26 protein-coding genes, 1 pseudogene and 1 riboswitch are annotated in these 22,844 nt (G+C 71.1%); of the genes and pseudogenes, 13 read left to right on the top strand and 14 right to left on the bottom strand.

Annotation, left to right across the window (positions count from 1 at the left end):
- Positions 1 to 95: 95 nt before the first annotated feature.
- Positions 96 to 773, top strand: a complete 678-nt coding sequence (locus AB0G17_RS22575; RefSeq protein WP_361385510.1) for a hypothetical protein — start codon at positions 96 to 98, stop codon at positions 771 to 773.
- On the opposite strand, the gene AB0G17_RS22570 is transcribed toward AB0G17_RS22575, so the two are convergent.
- Positions 761 to 1,000 carry a DUF397 domain-containing protein gene (locus AB0G17_RS22570; protein WP_361385507.1) on the bottom strand — a complete coding sequence of 80 codons (240 nt, stop codon included), beginning with the start codon at positions 998 to 1,000 and terminating at the stop codon, positions 761 to 763. The two genes, AB0G17_RS22575 and AB0G17_RS22570, sit on opposite strands and share 13 nt — an antisense overlap.
- A complete protein-coding gene (locus AB0G17_RS22565; RefSeq protein ID WP_361385504.1) occupies positions 997 to 1,833 on the bottom strand; it encodes a helix-turn-helix transcriptional regulator in 837 nt (278 codons plus the stop codon). Before AB0G17_RS22565 ends, AB0G17_RS22570 begins: the two co-directional genes overlap by 4 nt.
- A gap of 156 nt (positions 1,834 to 1,989) precedes the next feature.
- Here AB0G17_RS22565 and AB0G17_RS22560 point away from each other — a divergent pair, with 156 nt between their 5' ends.
- From AB0G17_RS22560 to AB0G17_RS22540, 5 genes and pseudogenes are all read left to right on the top strand, one after another.
- Entirely contained in the window at positions 1,990 to 2,430 is a 441-nt protein-coding gene (locus AB0G17_RS22560) for an ATP-binding protein (protein ID WP_361385502.1), read from the top strand.
- Positions 2,431 to 2,630: 200 nt separating this feature from the next.
- Positions 2,631 to 2,846, top strand: a pseudogene (locus AB0G17_RS22555) (DUF6879 family protein); the annotation flags it as partial.
- Positions 2,847 to 3,698: a helix-turn-helix transcriptional regulator gene (locus AB0G17_RS22550; RefSeq protein WP_361385499.1), complete on the top strand. Its 852-nt coding sequence runs from the start codon at positions 2,847 to 2,849 to the stop codon at positions 3,696 to 3,698.
- Positions 3,699 to 3,785: 87 nt separating this feature from the next.
- On the top strand, positions 3,786 to 3,932 hold the full coding sequence (locus tag AB0G17_RS22545; RefSeq protein ID WP_361385496.1) for a hypothetical protein: 147 nt from the start codon (positions 3,786 to 3,788) through the stop codon (positions 3,930 to 3,932).
- Positions 3,933 to 3,935: 3 nt separating this feature from the next.
- Positions 3,936 to 5,132 (top strand): protein-L-isoaspartate(D-aspartate) O-methyltransferase, encoded by a 1,197-nt coding sequence (locus AB0G17_RS22540; RefSeq protein WP_361385493.1) that lies wholly within the window; start codon positions 3,936 to 3,938, stop codon positions 5,130 to 5,132.
- On the opposite strand, the gene AB0G17_RS22535 is transcribed toward AB0G17_RS22540, so the two are convergent.
- The 3 genes from AB0G17_RS22535 to AB0G17_RS22525 form a co-directional block, all read right to left on the bottom strand.
- On the bottom strand, positions 5,107 to 5,910 hold the full coding sequence (locus tag AB0G17_RS22535; protein ID WP_361385490.1) for a maleylpyruvate isomerase family mycothiol-dependent enzyme: 804 nt from the start codon (positions 5,908 to 5,910) through the stop codon (positions 5,107 to 5,109). The two genes, AB0G17_RS22540 and AB0G17_RS22535, sit on opposite strands and share 26 nt — an antisense overlap.
- A gap of 234 nt (positions 5,911 to 6,144) precedes the next feature.
- Positions 6,145 to 6,834 carry a copper homeostasis protein CutC gene (locus AB0G17_RS22530; protein ID WP_361385487.1) on the bottom strand — a complete coding sequence of 230 codons (690 nt, stop codon included), beginning with the start codon at positions 6,832 to 6,834 and terminating at the stop codon, positions 6,145 to 6,147.
- Between the two features lie 85 nt (positions 6,835 to 6,919).
- Entirely contained in the window at positions 6,920 to 8,152 is a 1,233-nt protein-coding gene (locus AB0G17_RS22525) for a hydrolase (RefSeq protein ID WP_361385484.1), read from the bottom strand.
- A 107-nt stretch (positions 8,153 to 8,259) separates the two neighbouring features.
- On the opposite strand from AB0G17_RS22525, the gene AB0G17_RS22520 reads away from it, so the two are divergent.
- Both AB0G17_RS22520 and AB0G17_RS22515 read left to right on the top strand, forming a co-directional pair.
- Positions 8,260 to 8,901 (top strand): hypothetical protein, encoded by a 642-nt coding sequence (locus tag AB0G17_RS22520; RefSeq protein ID WP_361385481.1) that lies wholly within the window; start codon positions 8,260 to 8,262, stop codon positions 8,899 to 8,901.
- A gap of 112 nt (positions 8,902 to 9,013) precedes the next feature.
- Positions 9,014 to 9,577: a Uma2 family endonuclease gene (locus AB0G17_RS22515; protein ID WP_361385478.1), complete on the top strand. Its 564-nt coding sequence runs from the start codon at positions 9,014 to 9,016 to the stop codon at positions 9,575 to 9,577.
- A gap of 8 nt (positions 9,578 to 9,585) precedes the next feature.
- On the opposite strand, the gene AB0G17_RS22510 is transcribed toward AB0G17_RS22515, so the two are convergent.
- Positions 9,586 to 9,852, bottom strand: a complete 267-nt coding sequence (locus AB0G17_RS22510) for a DUF4031 domain-containing protein (RefSeq protein ID WP_361385475.1) — start codon at positions 9,850 to 9,852, stop codon at positions 9,586 to 9,588.
- Complete coding sequence (locus tag AB0G17_RS22505) at positions 9,849 to 10,220, bottom strand: hypothetical protein (protein ID WP_361385472.1); 372 nt, start codon at positions 10,218 to 10,220, stop codon at positions 9,849 to 9,851. Before AB0G17_RS22505 ends, AB0G17_RS22510 begins: the two co-directional genes overlap by 4 nt.
- Before the next feature lie 86 nt (positions 10,221 to 10,306).
- On the opposite strand from AB0G17_RS22505, the gene AB0G17_RS22500 reads away from it, so the two are divergent.
- Genes AB0G17_RS22500 through AB0G17_RS22490 form a run of 3 tightly spaced genes read left to right on the top strand, consistent with a single transcriptional unit; the run spans position 10,307 to position 12,724 of the window.
- Entirely contained in the window at positions 10,307 to 11,233 is a 927-nt protein-coding gene (locus tag AB0G17_RS22500) for a MurR/RpiR family transcriptional regulator (protein WP_361385469.1), read from the top strand.
- Between the two features lie 42 nt (positions 11,234 to 11,275).
- Positions 11,276 to 12,193 carry an N-acetylmuramic acid 6-phosphate etherase gene (murQ, locus tag AB0G17_RS22495; protein ID WP_361385466.1) on the top strand — a complete coding sequence of 306 codons (918 nt, stop codon included), beginning with the start codon at positions 11,276 to 11,278 and terminating at the stop codon, positions 12,191 to 12,193.
- A 60-nt stretch (positions 12,194 to 12,253) separates the two neighbouring features.
- Positions 12,254 to 12,724: a hypothetical protein gene (locus AB0G17_RS22490; RefSeq protein ID WP_361385463.1), complete on the top strand. Its 471-nt coding sequence runs from the start codon at positions 12,254 to 12,256 to the stop codon at positions 12,722 to 12,724.
- Between the two features lie 111 nt (positions 12,725 to 12,835).
- Here the strand turns inward: AB0G17_RS22490 and groL are convergent, their stop codons facing one another.
- The 4 genes from groL to thrC form a co-directional block, all read right to left on the bottom strand.
- On the bottom strand, positions 12,836 to 14,458 hold the full coding sequence (gene groL / locus AB0G17_RS22485) for a chaperonin GroEL (RefSeq protein ID WP_067162842.1): 1,623 nt from the start codon (positions 14,456 to 14,458) through the stop codon (positions 12,836 to 12,838).
- 331 nt (positions 14,459 to 14,789) lie between these two features.
- A complete protein-coding gene (locus AB0G17_RS22480) occupies positions 14,790 to 14,993 on the bottom strand; it encodes a cold-shock protein (RefSeq protein ID WP_005315736.1) in 204 nt (67 codons plus the stop codon).
- A 440-nt stretch (positions 14,994 to 15,433) separates the two neighbouring features.
- Entirely contained in the window at positions 15,434 to 15,709 is a 276-nt protein-coding gene (locus AB0G17_RS22475; protein ID WP_120722187.1) for a MoaD/ThiS family protein, read from the bottom strand.
- Positions 15,710 to 15,746: 37 nt separating this feature from the next.
- Positions 15,747 to 17,042: a threonine synthase gene (thrC, locus tag AB0G17_RS22470; RefSeq protein ID WP_361385459.1), complete on the bottom strand. Its 1,296-nt coding sequence runs from the start codon at positions 17,040 to 17,042 to the stop codon at positions 15,747 to 15,749.
- A 17-nt stretch (positions 17,043 to 17,059) separates the two neighbouring features.
- Positions 17,060 to 17,187: riboswitch (SAM riboswitch) on the bottom strand.
- A gap of 163 nt (positions 17,188 to 17,350) precedes the next feature.
- Between thrC and AB0G17_RS22465 the strand changes: the two genes are divergently transcribed.
- Both AB0G17_RS22465 and AB0G17_RS22460 read left to right on the top strand, forming a co-directional pair.
- A complete protein-coding gene (locus tag AB0G17_RS22465) occupies positions 17,351 to 18,298 on the top strand; it encodes a glucosyl-3-phosphoglycerate synthase (RefSeq protein WP_361385456.1) in 948 nt (315 codons plus the stop codon).
- Between the two features lie 75 nt (positions 18,299 to 18,373).
- On the top strand, positions 18,374 to 19,774 hold the full coding sequence (locus tag AB0G17_RS22460; protein WP_361385453.1) for a trehalose-6-phosphate synthase: 1,401 nt from the start codon (positions 18,374 to 18,376) through the stop codon (positions 19,772 to 19,774).
- A gap of 157 nt (positions 19,775 to 19,931) precedes the next feature.
- On the opposite strand, the gene otsB is transcribed toward AB0G17_RS22460, so the two are convergent.
- From otsB to AB0G17_RS22445, 3 genes are all read right to left on the bottom strand, one after another.
- Positions 19,932 to 20,774 (bottom strand): trehalose-phosphatase, encoded by an 843-nt coding sequence (gene otsB, locus AB0G17_RS22455; protein WP_361385450.1) that lies wholly within the window; start codon positions 20,772 to 20,774, stop codon positions 19,932 to 19,934.
- Positions 20,775 to 20,954: 180 nt separating this feature from the next.
- The gene (locus AB0G17_RS22450) at positions 20,955 to 21,200 is read right to left on the bottom strand and encodes a DUF3263 domain-containing protein (protein WP_361385447.1); all 246 of its coding nucleotides are present in this window, start codon (positions 21,198 to 21,200) and stop codon (positions 20,955 to 20,957) included.
- A 190-nt stretch (positions 21,201 to 21,390) separates the two neighbouring features.
- Positions 21,391 to 22,611: an extracellular solute-binding protein gene (locus tag AB0G17_RS22445; protein WP_361385597.1), complete on the bottom strand. Its 1,221-nt coding sequence runs from the start codon at positions 22,609 to 22,611 to the stop codon at positions 21,391 to 21,393.
- Positions 22,612 to 22,844 lie beyond the last annotated feature (233 nt).

Here is a 22,844-nt window from a genome sequence, read left to right as displayed (position 1 = left end):
GCCCCAGGCATATCGGTCATCGCGATGGCGGTGCTCGACGACTCTGCATTAGGAACTCTGTTCACAGAGATCATTCCTACGGGGGAGTACGCACCATGAGCAGTTCTGTCATGCACCGAGGCAGCCGGGCCAAGCTGGCGTCGGTCGTCGGCCTGGTGGTCGTCGGTTCGCTGGCGCTGAGCGCGTGCAACGGGGACGACGGCGCCGAGAAGCCGGTCGGCGGGGCGACGCCGACGCCGTCCGCGCCGTCGTCGTCGACGCCGTCCACCCAGCCGTCGGCACCGGCCGACGGCGACGGCGGCGGCTCGGCGGGCCAGGCCAAGAGCGGCCAGACGTTCAAGATCGGCGAGGCGGCCCGGTTCCCGTTCAAGTACGGGACCACGAAGAAGGGCGAGATCGCCCTCACCGTCGACGCGATCGAGAAGGGCGACCCCGCCGACCTCGCACCGCTCAAGCTCGGCGACAAGGTCAGCGGAAAGGTCCCGTACTACATCCGCTACACGATCAAGAACGTCGGCACGACGAACCTGGAGTACGCCTCCGTCAGCCACATGAAGGGCCACCTCGGCGACGGCACGGACGCCCAGGACCTGATGGTCTTCGGCACCTTCGCCAAGTGCCCGAGCGAGTCCCTGCCCCAGGGCTTCACCACCGGCAAGACGCAGAAGGGCTGCGCGGTGGCCCTGGCCCCGTCGGCCACGACGAAGGTCGCGTCGGCGGAGTACTGGGGCGACCCGTTCACCATGGCGGACAAGGGCCTCTACTGGAAGTAGCCCAGAAAGCCTTCCCAGGCGTCGGGTGAGACGGCGAACCGGGGACCCGTGGGGTTCTTCGAGTCGCGGACGTGGATGATGGCCGGGCAACTGGCCACCTCTACGCAGTCGTCGCCTGAGCCACTGCTGTAGGTCGACTTCCGCCAGTCGAGGGCGACTTCGACGCAGCTGTCGCCGGAGCCGCTGCTGTAACTGCTCTTGAACCAGGCCAGTTCGGTGCTGCTCATAGCGCTCCTCGCAGTCGCTCCAGCAGGCCCACGGACTGCTCTGTGGTGAGGGCCTGTGAGCGCAGTTTTGCATACCGCATGTGGAGCGTGCTGACCACTTTGGGATCAGAGATGAACTGGCCGCTCTCCTGTCCCTCGCAGTAACCGAGCCACCTGTTGCCAGGAGTCTCCAGCAGTCGAATGGGGCCGGCCAGCCCAGCGTGCACCCCCCCTCCCAGTGGAAGGACTTGCAGATCGACGTTCCTCGGCGTCGCGCACTCCAGAACATGGTCGATAAGCCTTCGGGTCACCTCCGCACCGCCCGTACGCCGCAGGAAGACGTGCTCTTCGACGATGAAGTTGAACGAGGTGTTGGGCCGGTCGCGCAGGAGCTGCTGTCGTTCTTGGCGGGCGGCCATATGCGCCTCGATCTGATCGTCCGCGAGGGGCGGCACCTGCGCCCCGAACAATGTCCGCGCGTACGCCTCCGTCTGCAACAGACCCGGCACGAGCCGGGACTCGTACGTGTACAGGCTGATCGCCTCCTGTTCGAGGCCGGCCCACCGGCGGAACCAGGAAGCCAGCCCGGGCTGCCGGTGGAGGCGGGCGGCGGCCTTGGTCAGGATGCCGGTGTTGCCGGTGGCGGCTTCGGCGCGTTCGACGAAGGCGTCGTCGGGCATGCGGCGGCCCAGCTCGATCGAGGCGATGGTGTGTTTGGAGTACCCCACCAGCGGGGCGAACTCCTCCCGGGTCAGGCCCGCGAATTCGCGCAGGGCCTGCACCACGGCGCCGAACGTGCGCAGGCTGTCGGATGCTTCGGGTTCGCCGTCGTGTCCCTCGTGGTCCCAGGCCATCTGCGGGCACCTCCCGGTGAGTGAATCGCGCCGTACTCAACTCACCCAGGGTTACGGGGTGTTGGACGTACTGTCTACGGGCTGTGCGCGTACGCTCGCGCAGCGTACGCGCTCCATGCCTGGTGTACGGGGGGATACGCGCGCCACGGTGGCCCCATGCACCCCGAAACAGAGGCTTCGGCCGTACAACTGTCCGTTACCGTACGTGTGTTCAGGCGGCGCATCGCCGCCACTCGGCGGGGCGCGCGGCTCGCCCGTCTGCTGTCGATCCAACAGCTCGCGGAGTGGGGCGTACCCCGTGGGTCCGTCGCGTCGGACGCCGCCGCGCTGATCGTGGCGGAGCTGGCCGCGAACGCGGTGGTGCACGCGCGGGTGCCGGGGAGGGACTTCGAGCTGGTCCTGATCCTGCGGGCGGGAGGGCTGCGCATCGAGGTGACGGACACGCGCGCCGACAAGCACCCGGTGGCCGCCTCGGCGCCGCCCCCCGACGCCGAGTCGGGCCGCGGCCTGCTGCTGGTACAGGCGCTGGCGGAGCGGTGGGGGGTGGCGGAGGGGGCGGCTCCTCGGAAGACGGTGTGGGCGGAGCTGGGACTGTGACTGCGGGCCGGTGGGGGCTGGTCGCGCAGTTCCCCGGAGGACCCTCCGGGGGGGTGCTTCGCCTGCGGGCCGTCTGCGGCTGGCCGCGCAGTTCCCCGCGCCCCTTGAAGGGGGTACGGGTGCAGCCCCGTAGCGGGGTGCAGGGGCCGCAGGCCCCGCTCGGGGCCCCGGGGGCGCAGCCCCCGGAAAACCACCTTCCGCGGCAGGCCTCGGACATCGCCCTTCCCGGCAACGACTTCTGGCTGCTGGACGGCAGCGTCGTCGTCTTTCACCACTTCGACGGGTACGGCGAACTCGCCCCGGACGACGAGTCGTTCACCGACGACCCGACGACGGTAAAGCTGTGCGAATCCGCGTTCGAGGCCGTATGGGAACGCGCGATCCCGCACGGGGAGTACCGCCCGCATCCGGGATAGTTGCGCGTGACTTCATCATCCAGCGTCCGGCAAGCCCGAGAGGCCCTGGGAAAGCGTCTGCGTGAGATCCGCAAGGACTCGGGGCTGACGGCGCGGGAGCTGGCCTCTCGGGCAGGCTGGCACGAGAGCAAGTGCAGCCGCATCGAGAACGGGCGGACAGCACCGTCGTACGACGATCTGCGCACGTACACGCTGCACTGTGATGCCGAGGACCAGACCGCCGATCTGATCGCCACCGCCCGGAACATCGAGGGCACGTACGTCGAATGGCGGCGCCTGGAGCGCGCGGGGCTGAAACGGGTCCAGGAGTCGGTCACTCCACTGTTCGAGCGCACCCGGCGCTTTCGCACCTACCAGTCTTGGGTCGTGCCCGGACTGCTTCAGACGGCCGCCTACACCAGGGCCGTACTGGCCACGGTCACCGCGCTTCGCGACGTGCCGGGCGACCTGGACGCGGCCGTGGCCGTGCGCATGGATCGGCAACGCGTGCTGCACACCGGAAACCACCGTTTCGCCATGCTGGTGGAGGAATGGGTCCTACGGACCGTGATCGGTGACGGGGAGATCATGGCCGGGCAACTGGACCGCCTGATCGCCTTGGCCTCCCTGCCCTCGGTGTCGCTCGGCATCGTGCCCCTGGGCGTTCAGCGCGGCGGAGGATGGCCCGTCGAGTCGTTCACCATGTACGACGACGAGCAGGTCAACGTGGAACTGGTCTCCGCACACCTCACCGTCACGCAGCCCGGCGAAATCGCCGAGTACGCGAAGGCGTTCACGGAGCTTTCCGCCATTGCCGTGTACGGCACCGCCGCACGCGCGCTGATCAGGAGCGCGATCGACTCCCTGGGGTGACCGCGTGCAAGCCCGCGCACGTTCGTTGAAGCCCGGTCTCCGCCGTTCCTAGCCTGTCATCAACCCGACTACGTAAAGGAGCACCCCATGGGTGGACAGCACGGCGGCGGCACCGGGTCCGGGCAGGGTGGCAGTCAGCAGGACGACGGCAGCAGCGGGCGCGGACACGGTGGAGGCGGGCAGGAGACCAGCGGCGGGAACAGCTCCGACGGCTCCGGCCCCGCGAGGAAGTAGCCGATGAACGCACGCACGGAGGAGGCGGGCCCTTCGCGGCTCGCCTCCGCGCTGCTCGCGGCGGGCGCGCTGACTCCCGACTGGCTGGCGGCGTTCGAGGCCGTCCCGCGTGAGCTGTTCGTGCCCGACCGCGTCTGGCCGGGCATCGCGGACGGCACGCGGCAGAACCCGGTGGTCGACCGCGCCAAGGACCCCGAGGCGTGGTTCGAGGCGGTGTACTCCGACATCCCCTTGACGACGCAGTGGGACGACGGCGCGCACACCGGGGACGGCCTGGGCACCACGCCCAGTAGCTCAAGTTCCCAGCCGCGCATGGTCTTCTCGATGTTGGCGGATCTCGGCGTGCAGGACGGCCACCGCGTTCTGGAGATCGGTACGGGCACGGGGTGGAACGCCGGACTTCTCTCGCACCGGCTGGGCGGCACGAACGTGGTCAGCGTCGAGTACGACGGGGAGGTGGCTCAGGGGGCGGGCGAGAACCTCCGGGCCGCTGGGCTGCGCCCTCTGGTCATGGCGGGAGACGGCCGGCTGGGGTTCACCGGGAACGCGCCCTACGACCGGGTCATCGCCACGTGTTCGGTCGGGGCGGTGCCGTCGGCGTGGGTGGAGCAGACCCGCCCCGGCGGTCTGGTCGTCACCCCCTGGGGGACGGAGTACGGCGGTGAGGCGGTCGCCCGTCTCGTCGTCGGCGACGACGGCACGGCGAGCGGCCGCTTCACCCGCTCCAGCGCCTTCATGCGGCTCCGCCAGCAGCGCGCGGCCCGGCCGCCGCACGCCGCCTACCTGAACGGCCGGGCGTGGCCCGCGGACGGCGTCAGGAGCCGCACGCCGCTCTCCCCCGCTGCCGTGGGCGGGTGGGTGGAGCAGTTCGTCATCGGGCTGCGCGTGCCGGGCGCGTTCTGGACCGTGGAGCGGTACGAGGGCGGCGCGTACACCCTGTGGACGTACAGCACCGACGCCATGTCGTGGGCATCGGCCGACTATGAGTGCGGTGCGGACTCGTACGAGGTGGTCCAGTCCGGACCACGCCGGCTGTGGGACGAGACGGAGGCCGCGTACCACTGGTGGGACCAGCGAGGCCGCCCCGGATTCGACCGCTTCGGTCTCACGGTCGACGGCGACCGGGAAAGGGTGTGGCTGGACGCTCCGGACGACGGTGGCGCATCGTCACGTCCTACTCGTCCGGGTCCCAGGCGCTGAGCTGCTCGAAGACACGTCGGTCGCCCTCGGTCTTCAGGGAGTTGACCGGGATACGGTCGTACAGGCTGAGGACCAGCTCGCTGGCCGTGCCCCGAATGGAGAAGAAGGCGGTGGCCGCATCCGGGTCCTGGCCGGCAGCGGTGGCCGGCATGGTGCCGGGCCCGGGGAGGCGGACGGTCCGGGCGCCGTCGGCGGAGAGCGAGAGGCGCCAGGAGCGGCCCTCGGAGGCGTGGAAGTCGATGGCAGCGGGCTCGTGCGGCCAGGCACTTGTCGTCGCGACGCAGGTGGACAGGAACTCCTCGACACCGTCGAGCGCCACCTCGTCCGGCAGCGGCTGCGGGGCACCTACGGTGATCTGGGCGTCGTACGTGTGCACCGCCATCTGCTGGAGCTGGTGCCGAGCCACGACGCCGGAGGTATGCGGCGACTCCAGCGGCTCCCACCACGCCCAGCAACCGCGATCCGGGCCGGCCTTCCGCAACGCGTCCAGCAGTTGCTCCGTGGACTCCGCCAGCCAGGCCAGCAGGGCCTCGCGCTCCCGAGGCGCAGCCGGGGCGCCCTCCGCCGCGGACTTGGCCGGAGCGGGCCCCGCGGCGACGGTGGCGGCCCAGTCGCGGCGCCCCTCGCCGATGTGCTGCGCCAGATCGAACAGCGTCCATTCGGGGCAGGTCGGCACCTGTACGTCGAGGCTGGACGCGGAGGCGACCGCGGCGCGGAAGGCAGTCGACCGTTCGTCTATCAGTCGCAGCAGAACGGGGAACGCGAGTGTAGTTGTCACCCCGAATCTCTATCACTACGTTCCGACAATCGGACAGCGATTTTCACAGCCGCCATCGGGGCCGCAGGCCCCGCTCTCCAGGGGCGCGGGGAACTGCGCGACCAGCCCCCACCGGCCCGCAGACAAACAGAAGCCCGGGACGCAGCCCCGCAGCGGGGTGCAGGGGCCGCAGGCCCCGCCAGGGGTCCAGGGGCGTAGCCCCCGGGAGAGCCGCCTACGGCCCCATCCGAGCCCCTACGCGTCCAGCGCCGACCGCCACTCCGCCACCGCCTCCGCCGCCACCGGCGCCCCCCACCCCCGGGGACGGGACGCGCCGCCGATGTGGACCGCGTCGATCCCGGCCGCGCGCAGCGCGGGGAGGTGGTCGAGGCGGAGGCCGCCGCCGACGAGGATGCGGGGCTCGTAGCCGGGCTCGGCCCCGCGGCCCGCCTCCGCGACCAGCGTCGGCAGGCCGTCGTCGACGCCCCCCGCCGCCCCCGCCGTCAGATACGTGTCGAGGCCCGGCAGCTCCGCCAGCTCCTTGCGCAGGGCGTCGCGGTCGGCGGCGCGGTCGATGGCCCGGTGGAACGTCCACCGGCAGCCGTCCAGCTCCGCCACCAGCGCCCGTACCGCCGCCATGTCCGGCCCGCCGGTCTCGTCGAGGAACCCCAGCACGAACTCGTCCGCGCCCTCCGCCCGCAGCGCCCGCGCGTCCCGGACCAGCGCGTCCACGTCGCCCGCCGCGAAGCCGTCCGCCGAGCGGAGCATCACGCGCAGCGGGATGTCCACGGCGGCGCGGATCGCCGCGAAGGTCTCCCGGGACGGGGTCAGGCCGTCGGCCGCCATGTCGGTGACCAGCTCCAGCCGGTCCGCCCCGCCGGCCTGCGCCGCGATCGCGTCCGCCGCGTCGAGGGCGATCACCTCAAGCAGTGCGCGGTTGCTCATCTGACCCCAATTCCTCGGCTGTCCTACAGGTCGACAGGTCTAGTCCAATAACAAGCCTACGCGCCGACCCGTCCAGCCGCATGCCTCACCTCACGAACCGCACCTCCGGCCACCGCGCCGACGCCCCGTCGAGCAGCCCCGCCGGGTCCCCGCCCCGCAGCCACCGGTCGAAGAACGCCGACACGTACGCCTTCTGCGCGGCCACCGAACGTACGGGATCGATGGCCCCCACGCTCTTCGTGGCGACGGAGCCGTCCAGGCCCAACCCCCGGACGATCTGCGGCACTTGGGACTGGAGGTCGGTGAAGGACGCGTGGGCCGCGCCCGCCAGGGTCAGGTCGCGGTGCCAGCCCGTGCTGTGCTCCCAGGTCTGGCCCCAGGAGGCCACGGTGTGGTGGGTGTCGCCGTCCATGCCCATGAGCAGCAGCGGGCGGTCGACGCCGTCGGTGGCGACCGTGGACGGGTTCGAGGGGTCGTCGTCGCGCTGCGTGTAGCCCATCACCCCGTCCATGTTGAGCGCGGCCTTCACGCGGCGGTCGTCGTGCATCGTCTGCGCGGCCGCGAAGCCGCCCGCGGACTGCCCGAACATGCCGATCGCGTCCAGGTCCAGCCGCCGCCCGAGCCCGGCGGGCAGGTGCGCCAGCCGGTCCAGGACGAAACGGGTGTCCGCGACCCGTACGTCGGCGACCTTCTTCAGGAACGCGACCACCTGCTCCGGCCCCGCCTTCCGGGCCCGCGCGAACTCGTCCAGCAGGACCGTCCGCTCCACCCGGCCGCCCGGGAACTCCACCGCCCCGGCGTCGTAGGTGTGGTCGATCATCACCACCGCGTACCCGCGCGAGGCGAGTTCGTCGCAGAGGGTGGTGCCGAGGGTGCGGGGGTCGCCCGCACCGGGCGAGTAGAGGACCACGGGCAGGCAGGTGCCGGTGGCGGGGGCGTCGGTGTACGCGTGGCTGCGGGTCGCCGCCCAGTCGACCCTGCCGGGCGCCAGGTCCTCGCCGAGCCCGTTGAACCGGTCGTACGCGGCCGCCGCGCCCGGCGTCATCTGCGGCGCCCGCCGATGCCCGCGCACGTCCCGCGCGGGATACCGCACGCTCACCATCAGCTCCCGGTACGCCCGCGCCACCCACGGATCCCGCCGCCCCCGGTCCACGAGCCGGGCGGTCACGGTGCCGACGGGGTGGGGGCCGGTGGGCGCGGGCAGCGACAGCCGGAGGCGGGCGGGGGCGGCGGCGGCACGCGGGACGCCGACCAGGGACGCGGCGGCCCCGAGGGCGGCGACGGACAGGAACCCACGGCGGGAGGGAGTGGTAACCATGCCCCCACCCTCCCGGACCGGGCCCGCCGTCCCCATCCGGCACGCCCCCGTCCCGGGGCGGGGGCTGTCCCCCTGGCGGACCGGGCGCGACTGGCTACGCTCGCCCCATGCCCGACCTCGACGACCTCCGTACCCGCTGGACCCAAACCCTCGCCGCCGCCCGCCAAGGGCCCGGCCCGGACCCGGCCCCGTACGCCGAGCGCCTCCTCGCCCAATGGGCCGAGCCCCACCGCAAGTACCACACCGTCGGCCACCTCGCCGCCGTGCTGCGCCACGTCGACACCCTCGCCGACCACGCCGAGGACCCCGAACTCGTGCGCCTCGCCGCCTGGTTCCACGACGCCGTGTACCGCCCGGACCGCTCCGAGAACGAGGAGCGCAGCGCGACGCAGGCCGAACGCGCCCTCCCCGAGGCCGGGTTGGGCCCGGACGCCACCGCCGAAGTCGCCCGGCTCGTACGCCTCACCGTCACCCACGACCCCCACGAGGGCGACACCAACGGCGAGGCCCTGTGCGACGCCGACCTGGCGGTGCTCGCGGGGGACCCGGAGGAGTACGCGGCGTACGCGGCCGCCGTCCGCGAGGAGTACGCCTTCGTCCCCGACGACGCCTTCCGCGACGGCCGCGCGGCCGTCCTGCGCCAGCTGCTGGACCTGCCGAGACTCTTCCGTACGCCCTACGGCGCCAAGGAGTGGGAGGCCCGCGCCCGCGAGAACCTGGCGGCGGAGCTGGAGCTGCTCAGGGAGTGAGTCGTTACTGCGTCCCTCACCCGATCGTGGGACCGGCCAAGAGACGGCTGCGGATCCCACAACCGTCGATCTAGGTTCGCCCTGTCAGGTCGCCGGAGACAGGGGGAATCGAATGGCCACATGGGAGGGTCTATTCCAGGCATGGTGCGAGTTGGATATGCCCGAGGGGTGGCGTGCCGAGATCGATGAGGGACAGATCCACATGGCTCCGCCTCCGCCTCGGCACCACCATGTGATCCTCGCGGAACTTCAACGGCCCTGGTGCCGCTCGCTCCCGGAGGAACTGGGGATCTACCAAACCCTTGGCATCCACATCGCCCGCCTCGACAAGCTCTACATGCCCGACCTGGTGGTCATGCCGGTCGCACCCATCGAGGCGGCCGACCCGCATTCCAACGACCCCGTGGACGCCGCCGAAGCCCTCCTCGTCGTCGAGATCACCTCGAAGAGCAACGCCAAGGACGACCGGAAGAAGAAGCTCTGGGGCTACGCCCACGCGCCCGTCCCGGCGTACCTCCTGATCGACCGGTTCGACGAACACGGCCCGACCAGCACCCTGTTCACCGAGCCCGTGGACGGCGTCTACAGCCGCACCGTACGCACCCCGTTCGGCGGAGAGATCAAGCTCCCCGAGACGTTCGGCAAGCCGCTCGACACCTCCGCCTTCCCGCACTGACCCGAGGCCTACGCCGGCCGCCCCTTCGGCCGCCGCAACCCCGCCCCCGTAAGCCTCCGCACCAGTTCCTTGGAGCCGATCTCCACCGCCCCGGCTCGCACCGCGTCCGCGTACCGCGACTGAGGTACGTCGTAGTGGTCGCGCTCGAACGCGCGCGGCGGGCAGCCGATGGCCGCCGCGAAGGCGTGGAGTTCCTCGTACGAGACGTCGCTGACCAGGTGTGACCACAGGCGGCCGTGGCCCGGCCAGGTCGGGGGGTCGATGTAGAGCGTCATGCGAGCGGGCCCGTGCCCAGGCCGCCCACCGGGGCCACCTTCACGCCCGCCTTGCCGCAGACCCAGTGCGGGTCGGGGCCCAGCTCCGGCTCGACGTCCAGGGCGTGCGGGTCGCCGGCGTGGCAGACCGGGCAGATGGGCCAGCGGCCGTACTTCTCCAGGAGCGCGTCCTGGACGTCCTGGGCGACCAGGCCGGCCACGAACGCAGCGCCGTCCGGCCACTGCTCCACCCACCAGCGGCGGTGTGTCACCGCGTCCTCGACCAGCGAGACCACATCCGCCTGGGCCACGTCGCGCGCGGCCAGGTCCGCCAGCACCAGGGCGCGGGCGGCGTGCAGGGACTGCTCCAGGGGGTCGACGTCGTCCATGCAGCCATTGTCACCCCTTCGGCCCCGTAGGCCTTCCCGTACCCACGGGGTTGACCACGCCGCGGCCGCGAAAATACCTTTCAAGGGTGACCGATGACGTGAAGGAAATTTTCACCGGCTCCACCGCGGGCGCCCCGCCCCCACCCGCCGCCCTCGCGGCCAAGGTGCGCATGCTCGCGCCCTCCATGACCCGCTCGATGCAGCGCGTCGCCGAGGCCGTCGCCGGGGACCCGGCCGGGTGCGCCGCTCTCACCGTCACCGGCCTCGCCGAGCTCACCGGCACCAGCGAAGCCACCGTGGTCCGCACCGCCCGGCTGCTCGGCTACCCCGGCTACCGCGATCTGCGCCTCGCGCTCGCCGGGCTCGCCGCCCAGCAGCAGTCGGGGCGCGCCCCGGCCGTCACCGCCGACATCGCCGTGGACGACCCGATCGCCGACGTCGTCGCCAAGCTCGCCTACGACGAGCAGCAGACGCTGGCCGACACCGCCGCCGCCCTCGACACCGTCCAGCTCGGCGCCGCCGTCGCCGCCCTCGCCCAGGCCCGCCGCGTCGACATCTACGGCGTGGGGGCTTCGTCCCTCGTCGGGCAGGACCTCGCCCAGAAGCTGCTGCGGATCGGGCTCATCGCGCACGCCCACACCGACCCGCACCTCGCCGTCACCAACGCCGTGCAGCTGCGCTCGGGGGACGCCGCCGTCGCCATCACCCACTCCGGCTCCACCGGCGACGTCATCGAGCCGCTGCGCGTCGCCTTCGACCGGGGCGCCACCACGATCGCCATCACCGGCCGTCCCGACGGCCCCGTCTCCCAGTACGCCGACCACATACTGACCACCTCGACCGCCCGCGAGAGCGAGCTGCGCCCGGCCGCGATGTCGTCCCGGACGAGCCAACTCCTCGTCGTGGACTGCCTGTTCATTGGCATCGCCCAGCGCACGTACGAGACGGCCGCCCCCGCGCTCGCCGCCTCCTACGAGGCGCTCGCCCACCGCCACAGCCCGCGCACCCGCTGACCCCGGGTGCCCTCGCACACGTACGGAAAGAGCACCGCTCCCATGACTTCCACGTACGGGGAACTCCGCGCCCAGCTGGCCCACCTGACCACCGAGGCGTTCCGGCCCGAGCTCGCCGACATCGACCGGCTGCCGACCGCCGAGATCGCCCGGATCATGAATGGCGAGGACGCCACGGTCCCCGCCGCCGTCGCCGCCCAACTGCCGCGCATCGCCGCCGCCATCGACGCCACCGCCGAGCGGATGGCCCGGGGCGGGCGGCTGGTCTACGCGGGCGCGGGCACCGCCGGGCGGCTCGGCGTCCTGGACGCCAGCGAGTGCCCGCCGACCTTCAACACCGACCCCGCCCAGGTCGTCGGGCTGATCGCGGGCGGTCCTGCGGCCATCGCCACGTCCGTCGAAGGGGCCGAGGACTCCAAGGAGCTGGCCGCGAAGGACCTGGACGGGCTCGGGCTCACCCCGCTCGACACCGTCGTCGGCGTCTCCGCCTCCGGCCGCACCCCGTACGCCGTCGGCGCCGTCGAACACGCCCGTGCGCGCGGGGCGTTGACGGTCGGCCTGGCCTGCAACACCGGGTCCGCCCTGGCCGCCGCCGCCGAGCACGGCATCGAGGTCGTGGTCGGCCCGGAGCTGCTCACCGGCTCCACCCGGCTCAAGTCCGGCACCGCCCAGAAGCTCGTCCTCAACATGATCTCGACGATCACGATGATCCGGCTCGGCAAGACGTACGGGAACCTCATGGTCGACGTACGGGCCTCCAACGAGAAGCTGCGCGCCCGCTCGCGGCGGATCGTCGCGCTCGCGACCGGCGCGGCCGACGAGGAGATCGAGTCGGCCCTCACGGCCGCCGACGGCGAGGTGAAGACGGCGATCCTGATGCTCCTCGCGGACGTGGACGCGCCGACGGCGACGCGCCGCCTGGAGCGGGCCGACGGCCATCTGCGCACGGCACTGACGTAGAGGGGGAAGCCGCAGGGGGGCGCCAACTCCCGGGCGGCGCCCCCGTCTTAGGCTCTCGTCATGACCACGTCCGACCGCGAGCCCGAACCCGTCTTCCTGCGCCTCAACGGCCGGTTCGCCTACAACCCCGCCCATCCCGTCGGCCTCGCCCTCATCCTCCTCACCCTCGCCTTCGTCGCCGTCGCCATCCTCGTCGTGAACGACCAGACCGACTGGAGCGAAGGCGAACTGCGGGACGCCGCCCACCAGGCGGCGCACGACCTGGACGGGTCGACCCAGCGCAACATCGACCCGTCCCAGCGGTTCTCCGGCGACGACTACGCGCGGACGATCGAGGACGCCATGAAGAACACCGGCGCGGCCCAGTGGTTCGTCGACCCGATCGTGCTGCGCGGCCACGGCGAGGACCAGGGGGCGTACGACATCACCGGCTCCGGCACGCACGCGGCGTTCTGCATGCACCTCACCGTCAGCCCGTTCGGCGATGGCCAGGCGGTGATCGGGGCCCGGGTCACGGACGGCGCCTGCTGAAGGCGCCTGCTGAACCGTGCCGCCCCGGACACGCCGAAGGGCGGCACCCCCGGCGTGGGGTGCCGCCCTTCGTCCGTACTACGTGACCGGGCTACCGATCCCTCAAGGGGATCAGAAGTCCATGTCACCGCCCGGCATGCCGCCCGGAGCGGCCGCGGCGGCCTTCTCCGGCTTGTCGGCGATGACGGCCTCGGTGGTGAGGAACAGCGCGGCGATCGACGCGGCGTTCTGCAGCGCGGAGCGCGTGACCTTCGCCGGGTCGATGATGCCCTCGGCGATCATGTCGACGTACTCGCCGGTCGCGGCGTTCAGACCGTGGCCGACGGCCAGGTTGCGCACCTTCTCGACGACGACGCCGCCCTCGAGACCACCGTTGACGGCGATCTGCTTCAGCGGGGCCTCCAGGGCGAGCTTCACGGCGTTGGCGCCGGTCGCCTCGTCACCCGACAGGTCCAGCTTCTCGAAGACCGAGGAGGCCTGGAGCAGGGCCACGCCGCCACCGGCGACGATGCCCTCCTCGACGGCCGCCTTCGCGTTGCGAACGGCGTCCTCGATGCGGTGCTTGCGCTCCTTGAGCTCCACCTCGGTGGCGGCGCCGGCCTTGATGACGGCCACGCCGCCGGCCAGCTTCGCCAGGCGCTCCTGGAGCTTCTCGCGGTCGTAGTCCGAGTCCGAGTTCTCGATCTCGGCGCGGATCTGGTTCACGCGACCGGCGACCTGCTCGCTGTCACCGGCACCGTCGACGATGGTGGTCTCGTCCTTGGTGATGACGACCTTGCGGGCGCGGCCGAGCAGGTCGAGGCCCGCGTTCTCCAGCTTGAGGCCGACCTCCTCGGAGATGACCGTGCCGCCGGTGAGGATGGCGATGTCGTTCAGCATCGCCTTGCGGCGGTCGCCGAAGCCCGGGGCCTTGACGGCGACGGACTTGAAGGTGCCACGGATCTTGTTCACGACCAGGGTCGACAGGGCCTCGCCCTCGACGTCCTCGGCGATGATCAGGAGCGGCTTGCCCGACTGCATGACCTTCTCGAGGAGCGGCAGCAGGTCCTTGACCGAGCCGATCTTCGAGTTGACGATCAGGATGTACGGGTCGTCGAGCGCGGCTTCCATGCGCTCCATGTCGGTCGCGAAGTACGCCGAGATGTAGCCCTTGTCGAAGCGCATGCCCTCGGTGAGCTCCAGCTCCAGACCGAAGGTCTGGGACTCCTCGACCGTGATGACGCCTTCCTTGCCGACCTTGTCCATCGCCTCGGCGATGAGCTCGCCGATCTGGGTGTCGGCGGCGGAGATGGAGGCCGTCGAAGCGATCTGCTCCTTGGTCTCGACATCCTTCGCCTGCTCGAGCAGCGCACCGGAGACGGCCTCGACGGCCTTCTCGATGCCGCGCTTCAGAGCCATCGGGTTGGCGCCGGCGGCCACGTTGCGCAGACCCTCGCGGACGAGCGCCTGGGCGAGAACGGTCGCGGTGGTCGTACCGTCACCGGCGACGTCGTCCGTCTTCTTGGCGACTTCCTTGACCAGCTCGGCGCCGATCTTCTCGTACGGGTCCTCGAGCTCGATCTCCTTGGCGATGGAAACACCATCGTTGGTGATCGTGGGGGCGCCCCACTTCTTCTCGAGGACGACGTTGCGGCCCTTGGGGCCAAGGGTGACCTTGACGGCGTCGGCGAGCTGGTTCATCCCGCGCTCGAGACCGCGCCGTGCCTCCTCGTCGAACGCGATGATCTTGGCCATGTGAAGTGGTCCTCCCGGACAGGGGTGGATTGCTCCGGATCGAGGAGGCGCCCGCGACGGACGGCCTGCGCGCCTTGTGGTTCCTTGCCCCACGCGGCTCGCGGGCCTCACCGACCCGATCCTGATTCTGTCACTCTCACTCGGAGAGTGCTAACGCCAATGATTAGCACTCGACCCAGGAGAGTGCAAGGCCGTCCCACGGTCCCGGCCGTGTCCGGCCACCTCCGCGGCGGGGACCACGGACCCCGGACACACACGTGGGGCCCGCATCCATTTACAGAGGATGCGGGCCCCACGGGCCTGTATGCGTCGGTGGCCGATCGCGCCGAGATCAGACGGCGAGCTTGACCATGTCCGCCTGCGGACCCTTCTGGCCCTGCGAGATCTCGAACTCGACTCGCTGACCTTCTTCAAGGGTGCGGTACCCGTCCATCTGGATCGCGCTGTAGTGGACGAAAACATCCGCACCACCGTCGACCGCGATGAAGCCGTACCCCTTCTCCGCGTTGAACCACTTGACGGTGCCCTGAGCCATGCCTAACTCCCCTATTACTGGCCCTTGCACGGGACCGCACTTCGCGGACCCGGGTCAGACCTCCACCCTCCGACAGGAGAGGGTGTGCGCCGGAACGCGTCGACCGCGGCTGAATGTATCTGCCCAACTGCCCTCTGCAACAGGTCAATCGGACGAGAATTCCGGGCACGGGTCGGGAGCGGAATGCCGCCTATTCCAGCATTCCAGGGCAAGTCGGGCCGGGCAAAGCGCACTTACGGAGCAAAAAGCTCGAACACTTTGACTGCATCTCGACGCCGGTTCGTCGCGTTCTCATATGCGCGTGGCACACACAGCGAAGGGGACTTCCCCACTGTACCGCGCTCAACCACACTGAATTGCCCCCTCCGCTTAGCTTGCGGAGGGGGCAATTCAGGTAACGCGGCGTAGGTTCAGCACCCGGTCGGCACCGTGCTTGACGGTCAGCCTCCGGCGACGGCCGGAATGATCGAGACGCCCGCCCCGTCCGGCGTCGCCGTCTCCAGGCCCTGCTCGAAGCGGACGTCGTCGTCGTTGACGTACACGTTGACGAAGCGGCGCAGCTTGCCCTGGTCGTCCAGGACCCGGGCGGCGATCCCGGTGTGGTTCTTCTCCAGGTCGGCGATGACCTCGGCGAGGGTGGCGCCCTCGGCCGCGACCTCGGCCTTGCCGCCGGTGTACGTACGGAGAATGGTGGGGATGCGGACGTTGACGCTCATGGGTTCTGCCCTTCCGTCTTCCGAAGCGAGGTGGAGGTCAGCCGGCCAGGCCGGCGTCGCGGAACGCGTCCAGGCTCGGGCGGATGGTCGCGGTCGGTCCAGTGGTCGGCGCCACCGCGTCCAGGGTCTTGAGGCCGTCACCCGTGTTGAGGACGACAGTAGTCAGGCTCGGGTCGAGCAGCCCGTTCTCGATGAGCTTCCGTGTGACGCCGACCGTCACGCCGCCCGCCGTCTCGGCGAAGATGCCCTCGGTCCGGGCGAGCAGCTTGATCGCGTCCACGACCTGCTCGTCGTTCACGTCCTCCACCGCGCCGCCGGTGCGCCGGGCGATGTCCAGGACGTACGGGCCGTCCGCCGGGTTCCCGATGGCCAGGGACTTGGCGATGGTGTTCGGCTTCTGCGGCCGTACGACGTCGTGACCGGCCTTGAAGGCCGTCGACACCGGAGAGCAGCCCTCCGCCTGAGCACCGAAGATCTTGTACGGCCGGTCCTCGACCAGGCCCAGCCTGATCAGCTCCTGGAGCCCCTTGTCGATCTTCGTGAGCTGCGATCCCGAGGCGATCGGGATGACGATCTGGTCCGGCAGCCGCCAGCCGAGCTGCTCGCAGATCTCGTACGCGAGCGTCTTGGAGCCCTCGCCGTAGTACGGGCGCAGGTTCACGTTCACGAAGCCCCACCCCTCGCCGAGCGGGTCCCCGATGAGCTCCGAGCAGAAGCGGTTGACGTCGTCGTAGTTGCCCTCGATGCCGACCAGCTCGCCGCCGTACACCGCGGCCATGACGACCTTGCCCTGCTCCAGGTCGTGCGGGATGAACACGCAGGAGCGGAATCCGGCCCGCGCGGCGGCCGCGCCGACCGCGCCGGCGAGGTTGCCGGTGGAGGAGCAGGAGAGCGTGGTGAAGCCGAAGGCGCGGGCGGCCTCGACGGCGATCGCGACGACGCGGTCCTTGAAGGAGTGCGTCGGGTTGCCGGAGTCGTCCTTCACGTAGAGGCCGCCGGTGACGCCCAGCTCACGGGCGAGATTGTCGGCCTTGACGAGCTTGGTGAATCCCGGATTCAGGTTGGGCTTTTCAGCCACATTGGCCGGAACAGGCAGCAGGGGCGCATAGCGCCAGATGTTGTTCGGGCCCGCTTCGATACGCTTGCGCAGCGCCTCGGGGTCACCCGTCGGAAGGTCGTACGCGACTTCGAGCGGCCCGAAACACAGGGCGCAGGCGAAGATCGGTCCGAGGTCGAACCGCTCGCCGCATTCCCGGCAGGAAAGCGCGACGGCGGGACCGAGGTTCACAGTGGTGGCGGCATTGGCGGTGTTGTCAACGGTCTGCACAGCCATGATGGCGAGGCCCTTTCTCCTCATCTTCCCCATGGCGCATTTCGCCATGAGACGGAATTGGCACCTTCCCCACCGTGACCTCGCGGTCGGCAGGAGGGTTGCCGGGACTTCAACGGGCCGTTCCCTCAGTCCCTCTGGATGAGCGCTGTGGCACTGGGTCCAGGACCCAGGCATTTGTCCGCGCGGCGACCCCGACATGCGACGGTCATCCGCGTTGTTCAAGACTGTAACCGAAGGCCCGGACGGTTGAGATAGTCGTCCGAACCGCGAGATGGATCACAGAGGCCCGCACAAGGAGGCGCACGGTCGTGTTGGAAGAGGTGGAGCGCTGGCTGAGCAGGCGTTCCTGGTCGGCGGCCGACCGCCCGCTGGACGCGCTCGTGGCCGCCAAGCGCCGTACCGCCACCACGGTCAGCGTCGTCCTGCCGGCGCTCGACGAGGAGGCCACGGTCGGGCGGATCGTCGGGGCGATCCGGCGCGAGCTGATGACCGCCGCCGTGCCGCTGGTGGACGAGCTGGTGGTGATCGACTCCGGCTCCACCGACCGTACGGCCGAGGTCGCGGCGGCCGCCGGTGCCCGGGTGGTGCACCGGGACGCGATCCTGCCCCGGATACCGGCCCTGCCCGGCAAGGGCGAGGTGCTGTGGCGCTCCCTGCTGGTCACCACGGGTGACATCGTCTGCTTCATCGACGCGGACCTGAGGGACTTCGACCCCGCCTTCGTCTCCGGCATCGTCGGCCCGCTCCTGACCGATGCGGACGTGGACTTCGTCAAGGCGATGTACGACCGGCCGTTCGGCGACACCCCAGGTCAGGGCGGCCGCGTCACCGAGCTGGTGGCCCGGCCCCTGCTCAACCTGCACTGGCCGCAGCTAGCCGGTTTCGTGCAGCCGCTGGGCGGTGAGTACGCGGCCCGCCGCTCGCTGCTCGAACGGCTGCCGTTCCCCGTCGGTTACGGAGTGGAGCTGGGGCTGCTCGTCGACGCGCTGCACACGGTGGGCCTGGACGCGCTGGCCCAGGTCGACGTGGGCGTGCGCAAACACCGCCACCAGGACGGGCAGGCGCTCGGCCGGATGGCCGCGGCGATCTACCGCACGGCCCAACTGCGGCTGTCCCGGGCGCACTTGGTGCGCCCGTCGCTGACGCAGTTCGAGCGGGGCGAGGAGGGGTTCGTCCCGCGTACGTACGCGGTGGACACCGAGGAACGGCCGCCGATGCGGGAAATCGGGGAGTACGCGGTGCACCGGGCGGCGTAAGGGGGCGTGACCGTCGGGGGCCGGTGCCTCGGTTCGCACGTTTGAGGCATTCCGCTACGGGCTAGGTTCGTCTCCATGGTCTCCGCGCGCGCTGCCCAGGTCGGTCCTCAGATCCTCGTCGCGTCCAACCGCGGCCCGGTCTCGTACGCCTTCGAGGCCGACGGGTCGCTCACACCCCGCCGGGGCGGAGGCGGCCTGGTCTCGGGCCTCTCCGCGATCGGCTCCGAGGCGGACACCCTGTGGGTGTGCTCGGCGCTCGGCGACGGCGACCGGGAGGCCGTGCGGCGCGGGGTGGGCGAGGCGGGCGTGCGGATGCTCGACATCGAGGCGTCGGTGCACGCGGCCGCGTACAACGGGATCGCCAACTCGGTGCTGTGGTTCGTCCACCACATGCTCTACCAGACGCCCCTGGAGCCGGTCTTCGACGCGGAGTTCCGCCGCGAGTGGGGCGCGTACGAGGCGTACAACCGGGCCTTCGCGGCGGCGCTGGCGGAGGAGGCGGCCGAGGGAGCCTCGGTGATGGTCCAGGACTACCACCTGGCGCTGGTGCCGGGCATGCTCCGCGAACTCCGCCCCGACCTGCGGATCGGCCACTTCTCGCACACGCCGTGGGCGCCGCCGGAGTACTTCCGGATGCTCCCGGACGACGTGGCCCGGCAGCTGCTGCGGGGGATGCTCGGCGCGGACCGGCTGGGGTTCCTGACCCACCGCTGGGCGGACGCGTTCACGCGCTGCTGCGAGGACGCGGTGGGGGGCCTGGGGACCACCCGGGTCGGGGTGCACGGGCTCGGCGCGGACGCGGAGTTCCTGCGGCGGCGGGCGCACGAGCCGGACGTGGACGAGCGGCTGGTGGCGCTGCGCGAGCAGATCGGGGCGGGCCGCAAGACGATCGTGCGGGTGGACCGCACGGAGCTGTCCAAGAACATCGTGCGCGGCCTGCTGGCGTACCGGCAGCTGCTCCTCGACCACCCGGAGTGGCGGGAGCGGGTGGTGCACGTGGCGTTCGCGTACCCGTCGCGGCAGGACCTGGCGGTGTACCGGGACTACACGGCGGAGGTGGCCAGGACGGCCGAGGAGATCAACTCGACGTTCGGTACGCCGGGTTGGACCCCGGTGATCCTCCACGTCAAGGACGACTTCGCGCGCTCGCTGGCGGCGTACCGGCTGGCGGACGTGGCTCTGGTGAACCCCATCCGGGACGGCATGAACCTGGTGGCCAAGGAGGTCCCGGTGGTCTCGGACGAGGGGTGCGCGCTGGTGCTGTCGCGGGAGGCGGGGGCGTGGGAGGAGCTTCGGGAGGACGCGGTCTGTGTCAACCCGTATGACGTGATGGGGACGGCTGCGGGGCTGTTCGCCGCGCTGTCCATGTCGCCGGGCGAGCGCTCGGACCGCTCCAAGCGACTGGCCGCCGCGGCGACGGCGCTGCCGCCGCAGCGGTGGTTCCTGGACCAGCTGGGGGCGCTACGCGAGGCCTGACGCCCCCGGGGCGTAAAGGTGTTTCCCGGGGCTTCGCCCCAGGACCCCCCGTTTGTCTGCGGACCGTGTGTGGCTGGTCGCGCAGTTCCCCGCGCCCCTTGAATGCCGCTGCGCGGCATTCAAGGGCGCGGGGCTGTGACATGTGCGGGGTGGGGCCCTAAAGCCGGTCCGCCAGGGCCGTCAGGAACTTGACCACGCCCACCGGCCCCGCCACCGACACATCCGCCCGTTCCGACACCTCCACCACCTCCGTCGAGCCGCTGCACACCAGCAGCCCCGGCACCCCGTCCGAGCGGAGTTTCTCGACCGCCGCGAACGCGGGCAGGTCGCCGAGGTCGTCGCCCGCGTACAGGACCGCCCCCGCCCCCACCTCCCGCAGGTACTCCGCCAACGCCACCCCCTTGTCCATCCCCGGAGGACGCAGCTCCAGGACGAGGCGGCCGGGCTCGAGGATGAGGCCGTGGCGGGTGGCGAGGGCCTCCAGGGGGTCGCGCAGCGCGGCGTACGCGGCCTCGGGGTCCGTGGCCCGCCGCGTGTGGACCGCGACCGCCTGCCCCTTCTCCTCGATCCACGTGCCCCGCCACGCCCCGTGCGCGTCCAGCACCCCCGGCAGCTCGGCCCGCGCGGCCGTGACGCCGGGGTGCGGCGCGGGCGCGTGGACCGTACCGGTCACCGCGTCCCAGCGCTCGGCGCCGTAGTGGCCCAGCACCACCAGGTGCTCAAGGCCCGGTACGCCCGCGAAGCCCCCGTACCGTACGGCCACTCCCGCCGGACGCCCGGTGATCACGGCGACCGAGGCGACCTTCGGGGCGAGGGCGGCGAGGGCGGGGACGGCGCCGGGGTGGGCGCGCGCCTGTTCGGGGTCGGGGACGATCTCGGCGAGCGTGCCGTCGAAGTCGAGCGCGATCACGGCCCGCTCGGGCGCGGCCAGGATCGCCGCCAGCGCCTCGCGTCCGGCGGAGGTGGCAGGGGTCGGCAGGGAATGCGTGTGGCTGCCCATGCCACGACCCTAGCGGCGCGGACCGGATCACAGCCATGGCGGGAGGGCGTTCAACCGCGGTCAACTGCGATCAGTCAAGGCCAACCACGGCCAGCCACGGCCAACTGCCGCCGACCGCAGCCAGCCACGGTCAACGGCCGCCGAACGCGGCCACCCGCAGCCACCCGCAGCCCACCCCGGTCAACCGCGCCGCTCGCGCTGCTCCTCGCGTATCCGGCGCAGGCGGTTCACCGTGACCGGGTCGTGGGCCAGCGCCCGCTCGTCGTCGAGCAGGGCGTTGAGGAGCTGGTAGTAGTGCGTCGGCGAGATCCCCAGTCGCTCGCGCACGGCCCGCTCCTTGGCCCCGGGCCCGGTCCAGGACCGCCGCTCGATGGCCAGTACGGCCCGGGCCCGCTCGCTCAGCCCACCCTCGTCGTGGTCAGTCATACAAGCCAACGTATAGCCGACGCGTGACAACCCGCCCGGCTCCGTTCTTCTGCGGGCCGGTGGGGGCTGGTCGCGCAGTTCCCCGCGCCCCTGAAAATGCCGCTGCGCGGCAATCCCCTGGCCGCCCCGAAGGGGCGCATGGAACTGCGCGAGCAACCCACCACTCAGCCGCAGACGAACCCCGGGCCAACTACTCCGCGTTCTCCGCCTCCGTGGCCACCTTCGCGATCCCCTCCAGTACCGACCGGGGGTCCCCCTCCGGCGACACCGCCCCGCCGATCCGCTTCTTGATCGTCTCGCTCACCTTGGGCCACGACGTCTTGCCCACCGGCGGCAGCTCCGACGTCGGCAGGGCGGCCAGGAACTCCTTGAGCTCCGCGTGCTTGCCGTTGTTCTGCATGGTCTGCGACGCCGTACGGGTCGCGGGCAGCAGGTCGTACTTGTCCGCGAACGCCAGCACGTTCTGGTCGCTGAAGGTGAAGTCGAGGAACTTCCCAATCTGCTCGCGGTGGCCGTTCTGCTTGAAGCCCATGATCCAGTCGGCCACGCCCATCGACGCCTTGGCCTTGCCCTCGGTGCCGGGCAGCGGGACCATCCCGTACTTCACGCCCTTCTTCTTGGCCTGCTCCATCAGCGACGGGTGCCCGTTGAGCATGCCGACCTCGCCCTTGGCGAACGCGTCGAAGGCCGCCTGCCGGTTCAGCTTGCCCGGCGCGACGGGGCCGGTCAGGCCCCCCTCGACCAGGTTCCTCTTCAACCAGTTGAGGGTCTTGACGTTCTCCGGCGAGTCGATGTCGTACCCGGAGATCTGGTTGACGTAACCGCCGCCGCCGCTGAGCAGCCACATCATCGTCTCGGCCTGGGCCTCCTCGCTGCCGAGCGGCAGCGCGAACGGGGTCTTGACCCCCTTGGCCTTCAGCGCCTTCGCGTCGGCCTCCAGCTGGGCCCAGGTCTGCGGCGGCTTGATGTGCGCCTTGTCGAAGAGCGCCTGGTTGTAGAAGAGCAGGCGCGTGGAGGCCACGAAGGGGATGCCGTACTGGACGCGCTTCATCTCGCCCGCGTCCGCCAGCGGCGCCAGGAAGTTCGCCTGGACGGGGATGGAGAGCACCTGGTCGACGGAGTAGAGCTTGCCGGCCGCCGCGTAGTCCGAGTACGCGCCGATCTGCGCGATGTCGGGGGCCTTGCCCGCCTTCACCATCTCCGCGACCTTGGCGTCGACGACGTCCCACGAGTAGACGGAGACGTCGACCTTGATGCCGGGGTTCTTCTTCTCGAAGTCGGCGACGACGTCGTTCCAGTACGCCTTGGTGCTGCTGCCGCCCGCGATGTCGTAGTCGGCCGCGACCAGCTTGAGGGTGACGCTGCCGGAGCCGCTGTCGCTGCCGCAGCCGGTGAGGCCCGCCCCCGCCATGCCGAGTGCGGCGACCGCCGCCGTCAGACCGATGAAGCGCCGCTGCACGTGCTCTGTCCCACCCTCGTTGTTCGCCAGTCGGTCCCCCGTGAACGTCCTGTTCGCAACGTCCTGTCTACATGAGCTGCGATCTTCCCTTGCGGCCGGGGCTGAGGTCTACACCAATTGGGTATCACTTGCGCAACTTCTGCCGCCGCCGTCCCACCCGTACGGCCGTAATCCGGGCGGCACTT

The organism is Streptomyces sp. NPDC023838 (assembly GCF_040639555.1).
Taxonomy (GTDB): domain Bacteria; phylum Actinomycetota; class Actinomycetes; order Streptomycetales; family Streptomycetaceae; genus Streptomyces.
Note: the sequence above shows the minus strand (reverse complement) of the source record. Positions and strands in the feature narration are given on the sequence as shown.